Below are 7,039 nucleotides of genomic sequence, written 5' to 3' on the forward strand. Positions count from 1 at the left end.
TGTTTGGTCATTCTTTTAGACATACAAAATACTCCCTTCATAATAGGTGAGAATTTTTATTATTTCTCTGTCTACTATAAAGGGAGCATATCATTTTAAATGTTCACCCTAAACGCAGTTGTGTATTTACACCAATGTGGTACATAAAGTTCTTCTAAACTCTTAATTTCTTCAGATGTCAATTTGACTGATAACGCCGACACTGCATCTTCGAGATGGCTTACCTTGGTCGCCCCAATAATCGGTGCTGTGACTTCTACTTTTTGTAACAACCATGCAAGTGCGACCTGTGCGCGTAGAAAATCTCGATTCGCAGCAACCTCTGCCACTCTTTCCGCCACTTTGCGATCGGCTTTTTCTGTCTTGGTAAACAGGGCCTTTGCTACTTGGTCATTCTCTGACCGAGGGATCTGCTCATTCCAATCTCGGGTTAATCGACCTGCAGCAAAAGGTAAATACGGTGTAACGGCAACTCCATCATCTTTACAAAAAGGTAGCATTTCTCTTTCTTCCTCTCGATAAAGCAAGTTAAGCCTAATTTCCATTGAAATGAAACGAGTCCAACCGTTGCGTTCTGCCACATGTTGAGCTTTTGCGAATTGCCAAACTGACATGGAGGATGCTCCGATATACCTTACCTTGCCTACCTTAACTAGATCATGTAGTGCCTCCATTGTTTCTTCAATCGGTGTGTTAGGATCCCATCGATGGATTTGATACAAATCAATGTAGTCTGTACCCAAGCGTCTTAGACTATCATCAATTTCCGACATTATCGCTTTGCGGGAAAGTCCCATTGCATTTGGACCTTTACGCATCGGAACGAAAACTTTTGTAGCAATGACAACTTCGTCACGGCGAGCGAAGTCCTTTAATGCTCGTCCGAGAATTGGCTATCGGAGGGAGATTTTGGTATATTAGATCGATTGGATCTTTATGGAAAAGGTAAGTTACGCCAACAAGAATTAGCAGACTCAATGGATTGGACCAAGAGTAGGTTATCCCATCATTTAACTCGGATGGAAAAGCGAGGACTCGTTTTAAGGAAACCATTAGAAACTGAACGAGGAGTCCAGGTAATCACTACTTCGGCAGGAAAATCAGCATTGGATGATGCCCGCCCCGTTGTTTCTATGGCAATACGCGAGTATTTTTTAGATTTATTAACCGAACAAGACATTGAGTCGATTACTAATCTGGCGGAAAGAACAAAAGAAAAGTCCTCATCGGCTTGTAATACCCCACCATCTTAATTGCGATTTTTGATGTTATTCAGGCGATAGGTAATAAAAAAGCTGATTTTCCGAATTCGGAAGATCAGCTTTTTCATCTTTGTGTAGAAATGTATTTAGGCTAGTCGAGTAGAAGGGTACCTCTCGGTAGATTGTATTCATCCCCCTCTAAGGACCGCATTTGCGCTATTAACGCAAACGGCTCCTCCTACTAGCCCATAAGGAAGTGGGAAGTCCAGCGGGCAGTTCCGAATATATGCAATAAATAATAATTTGAAATCTTCGTTATGAAAACTTTTATTCAGCTCATTTAAAATAGTAAAAAGATTAGTTATAATAACTACTCTTTTCTGATAATCATCTTCTAATTTCCAGTATATTATCAAGGCAAGAACGGACTAATTGATCAGAAAAAGATCCAGATGGGTAATAATTATCAACTCCCAAAGCTCGGTTATCAAAAGGTTCAAGTAATATTCTATTAGGATCAATTTGATCTAAAAATTCCGGAAAAAAATGAAGTACAATACTTTTCATATTGAAGGTCTCTTTTCATTTCCACAAAATGTGCCTCATTTGAACGTAAAATCATAATACTATTAGGATTCAGTTTATATTCATTTCCTTCTACTGAAAAACTCCTTTTCCCGATATTAGATAATAAAACTCATAAATTTTAGGAGCATGCGGTCCATATTTGGTTGGGTGTGTTGGCATGTCACAGCTTTATCGTCTATACGTTCTTAATAAAATGCGGCTTTCTTCTTTCTCTTCTAATTCTTGGATCCGTAAATATAATTCTTCGTAGTATTTATAGTCTAAGATTGCCGAATCAATTTTCCCGTTGTCTATTATAGTAGCTTGAGGAAGTTTTTTGCATTGTCTTAACACTCACTTTCCCTCATCCTCTATATTAAATGCATTATTACACTTATTATCCATTATATCCATCGTAAAATCGCGTAATATGATACGTTATATATTGCGTAACATATTACGTATTAATGTAATTTGAAAGATTAATTTTTTTATCAGTGATTTTTCAATACGAATCCAATAAAACATGTAACCTCAAGTAGTTTAGCTGATAACGGCTTAGGAAGATAGTATAAATCACGGGTTTTGAGCTTATTCTATTAGTAATATAATTGACCGTCCAATCGGTCAGTGTTATAATTGCAAAAAATAGGGGGTGCAAAATGGTACATGATGATAAACGAATGAAAAAAGGGGAACAAACACGTGTGAATATTCTACACACAGCCATTGCAATGATTGCGGAAAACGGATTGACAGAGATATCTACCGCAAAACTGGCTGCCGCTAGCGGAGTGAGTAAAAGTACAATTTTCCATCATTTCAAATCAAATGATGAGTTACTAATTAACACACTACATGTTGTATTTGAAGAGTTATTGCAATCAATAAAAATAGGAGAGTATCGTGATGTTGCACATTTTTTTGATACACTTGGCCAAACCATGATTCCAGTGTCAGATGACGAGCTTCCTTTTTTCAAAGCGTTTTTATCCTTTTTCCATGAAGGAATATTTAATCCGGCTTATCGGGAAATTTTAGTTACCTATTCCGAACAAATGAATGACCTTTTCCGTATACAACTTACGCAACTGGTACCGAAGACGGTCAATCAAGAAACGATCGATTCCGTCTCTCGATTGCTTCTGCCAATGGTGGACGGTATTGGCTTTCATTTTTTATTGAACAGAGACAGTGAGAAGTATCAACAAGTGTGGAACTTGCAAACAAAAGGTATACTCAAACTTCTGGATTTATCTTAGTAATCAAGATATTAATTGCAACTTAAAAACTGACCGATTGGTCGAACAGTAATTTGATTTCTTTAAGAGAGTAGTGATTTTCATGAAAACCGTAAAAGTACCTGCTTATTTTCACGAGTTGTTTGGAAAACGAATTGCCTTATTGGACTTATGGTTCACGCTTTTGTTTTGTATCGGTATGACAGCTCTGCTTCTCACACTAACCTATTTCGAGTGGCAGCAGCTTGCCGTTTGGCAAATGGTTATACTCATTGTTTTAATTGTAGATATCACAGGTGGTGTCATTGCCAACTTTTCATTTTCGACCAACCTCTATTATAAAACTAATGCCAAGAGGCGGCTGGTTTTTATTGCAATTCATGTACAGCCAATTATTTTTGCTTGGTTGTTTGATGATTACTACGGGATCAGTCTCATAGTATGGGGGTATACAATCGTATCGGCACTTATCGTGAACGCACTCATTCAATATCCAGGCCAACGTATGATTGGTGTATTTTTAGCCGTTTCGGGCGTGAGTTTGCTTTTGTTGTTCACGGATATCCCACAAATCTTATTAGCTATTTTTTCTTTTTATATCTTTAAAGTCATATTCAGTTTTGCTGTTGATCATGATGGTGAGGAAAAAAGGGATCTATCGTAACAGGTGGAGATTGAGGGTGTCGTTGGAAAAACATCTATCTTATATATATTCTTTCACTAGTGTCGCATAAATATTTTTGAAATGTTCTGACTATTGCCTTCTGCTCCCTTGAATTTTGCAAATCAAGCTAGCAACAAATTTTCATATTAAATAATGGCTAATTTGTAAATACGTACACGGACTTTTGGTTGCTAGTTGAGTCAATATGTTTAAACAGTAGACGATTATTGCGATATAGACTTGATTATGTACAGACCATAAAAATTTTTAATGTTTCAGTTCAGTTTCATCCATTCGAAAAATAACTCAATAGCACCGCATGATTTATATATTTTATAGAGAGTTTAGCTAGGGAAATAAGGTAGAGGGGAAACCTCTACCTTATTTTAGTTTTAAATGCAAGATAGGATATGGACGACCAGAAGAATCTGTCTCTGATTGCTTTAATAGATGAAAGCCGTTTTTCATATAGAATTTAGCTGCATTCTTATTGTCTTTATTAACATCGACTGTTCTAATATTAAAATCTTTAATTAAAGAACTAATGATGGTCTGACCGTATCCTTTGCCTATTTTAGCTGGTTTTAAAAATAACATCTCTAAATGATGTTCGTTTATTCCAGAGAAGCCAATTAATTCATCCTTTTCATACCATAATTGAATATCAAGGTGGTCAAAATACGAAGGTATCTCCCTTTTACAAGGCCGGTCTCTTCTTTTACTTCTCTTAATGCACACTCTTCAATGGACTCTCCGATTTCTAAAGCTCCGCCAGGAAACCCCCATTTATTTTTGTCACCTCTTTTTTGCAGTAATACTTCACCACTTCGATTGATAATGCACACACCTGCAAAATTTAAAATAATTTTCTCGTGTCCAACTTTTTCACGAATCCATTTGATGTAATTCATTATCTACCCCTTTCTACCTGCTTACTGTTTTCATTACTTGTTACTTCCCATAGCGGCTAAATGATCAATACCAAATATTATAGGTGGATTTTACATGTTGAGAAAGAAAGGATCTACTAAATTGATCCATTTGTTAGCATCTAAGCAGGAACAAAATAGGCAGGGTGTCTAAAATTTTCATAGATAGTTATCTGTCAGAACATATTAGTTTTGCACACGCACTTACTCTTGCTTTTTATAAACCAAAGAACGCATATATTTTTCCAACGGCCCTTCTATCTGGCGCTGTTCCGTAAAATATGCGATGAATAAAGTAACGATCCACATGATGGTGCCAAGCAGTACGGAAGTTGTAACGGTTAAGTGAGCCCCTAAATTAAAGGCGATTGGGGACAAGAGTATGACAATCAAAACTTCATGTATGACGAAAAAGGTTAACGAACGTTTGCCCATTGCCGCGATCGCCTTTACAATTACGCCGTAATGTTTAATACTGGCTCCTAACATCCCAAAGAGTGCAGCATAGCCTACACCACCTGCAAAACCAGTGATAATATGAATACCGTATGCAATCCCTGCGATAAAAAAACTAGGAAACCAAATATCATTAATTAATACTAGCGGAATGGCACCGACAAGTGAAAGACTTAGGCCGCCAATCGTTAACTGTTTTAGTAGTTTCATATGATGGTGCGGTTTAATCAATAGGTTTACATTTCCTAACCAAATTCCCATAAGAACAGAAGGGATAATCGAGAAGAAGAGATGAGTAAATAATGGAATAAGAGGTATAGCAATCAGCTGTTCCAGCAATGAATTGAAGTATGTTTCTTCACCAGTTAATTCTACTGCTAACCCGTAAGATTGGTTGCCTAATAGGATACCTCCCCACAAAAGCGGGATATACATGAGACATATGAGGGTAGAAATAATCACATATTTCTCAATCTTCGTGTTGTCCTTTTTTAAGCAGGGAATTAATAGGAGTCCAGCAATGCCATAAGTCATTAAGATGTCCTGCCCGCCTGCGACACCAACGAGTATGGCGCCGAATAATATTAAATACCAGCAGCGTCTTTTGATAATGCGTTTTGCTTCTTCCGCCCCTTTTCTCTCCCATTGCTTGCGATAAATCATCACTAGACCATATCCGAATAGGATGGCGAACAATGGGCGTGCTCGGTTATCTACAATGATTTCCATCAAAAAATTCAAAAAATGGTCTAAAGGTGTACTGCCAGCAACTTTTGTTAAGACACCTGGCTCTATCGTATATAAAAGCAATGGTATATGTGAAAGTATAATCAAAAAGAGCATCGACCCTCGTGCGAGATCTAATGATAATGCACGTTTCTTCTGGTTTATTTGAGCCATATTCATTAACTTCCCTCCCTTGTCTCTATATTTACCTTATGTACAAGAGTCTTCAATATTATTATATTCCCTTTTGCTTAATTAATATGTAATTTGATTGATCAAATATTAAATTGATTGAATGATCAAAATTTATCATCTAATATATAATTTGTCAAGTGTGGGACCCATTTTTATTAGCTTCTTTAAGATCGAGTACAGGTATTTTTGCCTGAAAGCTCATCGTCAGAAATTAGGTGAATCCCCTTGAATCTTACTGGGTTTTGTAGCAATATTAAAGGCACAGAGAATCATAAAACTTATTATGCAGCGGTTATGGATGTGAAAGGAGATTAGATATGGAGTTACTATTTACCGCGGTGTAACTGACTGTAGGACTCCCACTTCAAGCAATAAGGGAATCTGTCATTTCTAAATGGAAGATCCAACAACCAGTAACGGCCCGATTGGTTCAACTAACGTTCAAGTGGGGGCTGAAAAACCCCTACTTGAATGAAGTTTCACTTTATTCGTCACGAACAAGGAGAACATACATTAGATACACCTGACAGTCTGCAAATAGCTGATCCGCGTTTAACTCCTAAAGGAATGGAACAAGCAGCATTATTAAATTGACGTTAACAGATGAAGATGTAGTGATTATTAGTCCTGTTAGAAGAACCCTTGAGACAGCGCGAATTTGGAGTGAGAATGTTGATTGCCGTAAGATAGTGAGTCCGCTTGTATCCCCAAGGATGTTTCCCATTCAGCCAGAAGAAAACACATTGCCATGTGATAAAATACTTGATATCGAACTCATCAAAAAGGAATATTCAACTTTTGAAATGGATGTTAACGTTCCTATAAATATTTGGTCCACAGGTATTAACACTCTTCCTGACGCCCATTTTTAAAAATTAGCCGAAGACTTTATTAAGAATTGTAAGCAGTACCAAAAGGAAAAACTGCATATCGTGTCACATGATGGCACTATTACTTCTTATCGTCTCAACTTTCGCACCTAGAAAAATTTAACGAAATCAATAAGCTCAAGTGCTTGTAGTTACTATAATAGGCTCCTTGACAAAGATTTAAAACAAG

General features: G+C 37.0%; 8 protein-coding genes and 3 pseudogenes. 5 read left to right on the plus strand and 6 right to left on the minus strand.

Features of this window, described 5'->3' with window-relative positions; genetic code table 11:
* Positions 1-95: 95 nt before the first annotated feature.
* Positions 96-890: pseudogene (locus JOD18_RS23855) on the minus strand (aldo/keto reductase); the annotation flags it as partial.
* A gap of 36 nt (positions 891-926) precedes the next feature.
* Here JOD18_RS23855 and JOD18_RS23860 point away from each other — a divergent pair.
* On the plus strand, positions 927-1,253 hold the full coding sequence (locus JOD18_RS23860) for a MarR family winged helix-turn-helix transcriptional regulator (protein WP_239588341.1): 327 nt from the start codon (positions 927-929) through the stop codon (positions 1,251-1,253).
* Positions 1,254-1,589: 336 nt separating this feature from the next.
* On the opposite strand, the gene JOD18_RS23865 is transcribed toward JOD18_RS23860, so the two are convergent.
* Positions 1,590-1,769, minus strand: a complete 180-nt coding sequence (locus JOD18_RS23865; protein WP_204671949.1) for a hypothetical protein — start codon at positions 1,767-1,769, stop codon at positions 1,590-1,592.
* Positions 1,770-2,431: 662 nt separating this feature from the next.
* On the opposite strand from JOD18_RS23865, the gene JOD18_RS23870 reads away from it, so the two are divergent.
* Together JOD18_RS23870 and JOD18_RS23875 are read left to right on the plus strand one after the other, a co-directional pair.
* Complete coding sequence (locus JOD18_RS23870; RefSeq protein WP_204671951.1) at positions 2,432-3,031, plus strand: TetR/AcrR family transcriptional regulator; 600 nt, start codon at positions 2,432-2,434, stop codon at positions 3,029-3,031.
* 82 nt (positions 3,032-3,113) lie between these two features.
* On the plus strand, positions 3,114-3,674 hold the full coding sequence (locus JOD18_RS23875) for a hypothetical protein (protein ID WP_204671953.1): 561 nt from the start codon (positions 3,114-3,116) through the stop codon (positions 3,672-3,674).
* Positions 3,675-3,821: 147 nt separating this feature from the next.
* Here the strand turns inward: JOD18_RS23875 and JOD18_RS24510 are convergent.
* The 4 genes and pseudogenes from JOD18_RS24510 to JOD18_RS23890 all read right to left on the minus strand — a co-directional run.
* Positions 3,822-4,009: pseudogene (locus JOD18_RS24510) on the minus strand (IS4 family transposase); the annotation flags it as partial.
* Positions 4,010-4,055: 46 nt separating this feature from the next.
* A complete protein-coding gene (locus JOD18_RS24910; protein ID WP_204671955.1) occupies positions 4,056-4,412 on the minus strand; it encodes a GNAT family N-acetyltransferase in 357 nt (118 codons plus the stop codon).
* Positions 4,379-4,588, minus strand: a pseudogene (locus JOD18_RS23885) (NUDIX domain-containing protein); the annotation flags it as partial. The pseudogene JOD18_RS23885 and the gene JOD18_RS24910, both read right to left, overlap by 34 nt.
* Before the next feature lie 219 nt (positions 4,589-4,807).
* Complete coding sequence (locus JOD18_RS23890; protein WP_204671956.1) at positions 4,808-5,965, minus strand: DUF418 domain-containing protein; 1,158 nt, start codon at positions 5,963-5,965, stop codon at positions 4,808-4,810.
* A 486-nt stretch (positions 5,966-6,451) separates the two neighbouring features.
* Here JOD18_RS23890 and JOD18_RS24730 point away from each other — a divergent pair, with 486 nt between their 5' ends.
* Complete coding sequence (locus JOD18_RS24730) at positions 6,452-6,574, plus strand: hypothetical protein (RefSeq protein WP_275583100.1); 123 nt, start codon at positions 6,452-6,454, stop codon at positions 6,572-6,574.
* On the plus strand, positions 6,571-6,852 hold the full coding sequence (locus tag JOD18_RS23895; RefSeq protein WP_204671957.1) for a hypothetical protein: 282 nt from the start codon (positions 6,571-6,573) through the stop codon (positions 6,850-6,852). Before JOD18_RS24730 ends, JOD18_RS23895 begins: the two co-directional genes overlap by 4 nt.
* Positions 6,853-7,039: the final 187 nt, after the last annotated feature.

The organism is Gracilibacillus alcaliphilus (assembly GCF_016909015.1).
In the GTDB taxonomy this organism is placed as follows: Bacteria; Bacillota; Bacilli; order Bacillales; family Amphibacillaceae; genus Gracilibacillus; species Gracilibacillus alcaliphilus.

What these genes read in the sequence shown, in the direction of transcription:
- JOD18_RS23865 (WP_204671949.1), bottom strand. Translation starts at nt 1,769, where the DNA reads ATGAAAAGTATTGTACTTCATTTTTTTCCGGAATTTTTAGATCAAATT.
- JOD18_RS23870 (WP_204671951.1), top strand. Translation starts at nt 2,432, where the DNA reads ATGGTACATGATGATAAACGAATGAAAAAAGGGGAACAAACACGTGTG.
- JOD18_RS23875 (WP_204671953.1), top strand. Translation starts at nt 3,114, where the DNA reads ATGAAAACCGTAAAAGTACCTGCTTATTTTCACGAGTTGTTTGGAAAA.
- JOD18_RS23890 (WP_204671956.1), bottom strand. Translation starts at nt 5,965, where the DNA reads ATGAATATGGCTCAAATAAACCAGAAGAAACGTGCATTATCATTAGAT.
- JOD18_RS24730 (WP_275583100.1), top strand. Translation starts at nt 6,452, where the DNA reads ATGAAGTTTCACTTTATTCGTCACGAACAAGGAGAACATACATTAGAT.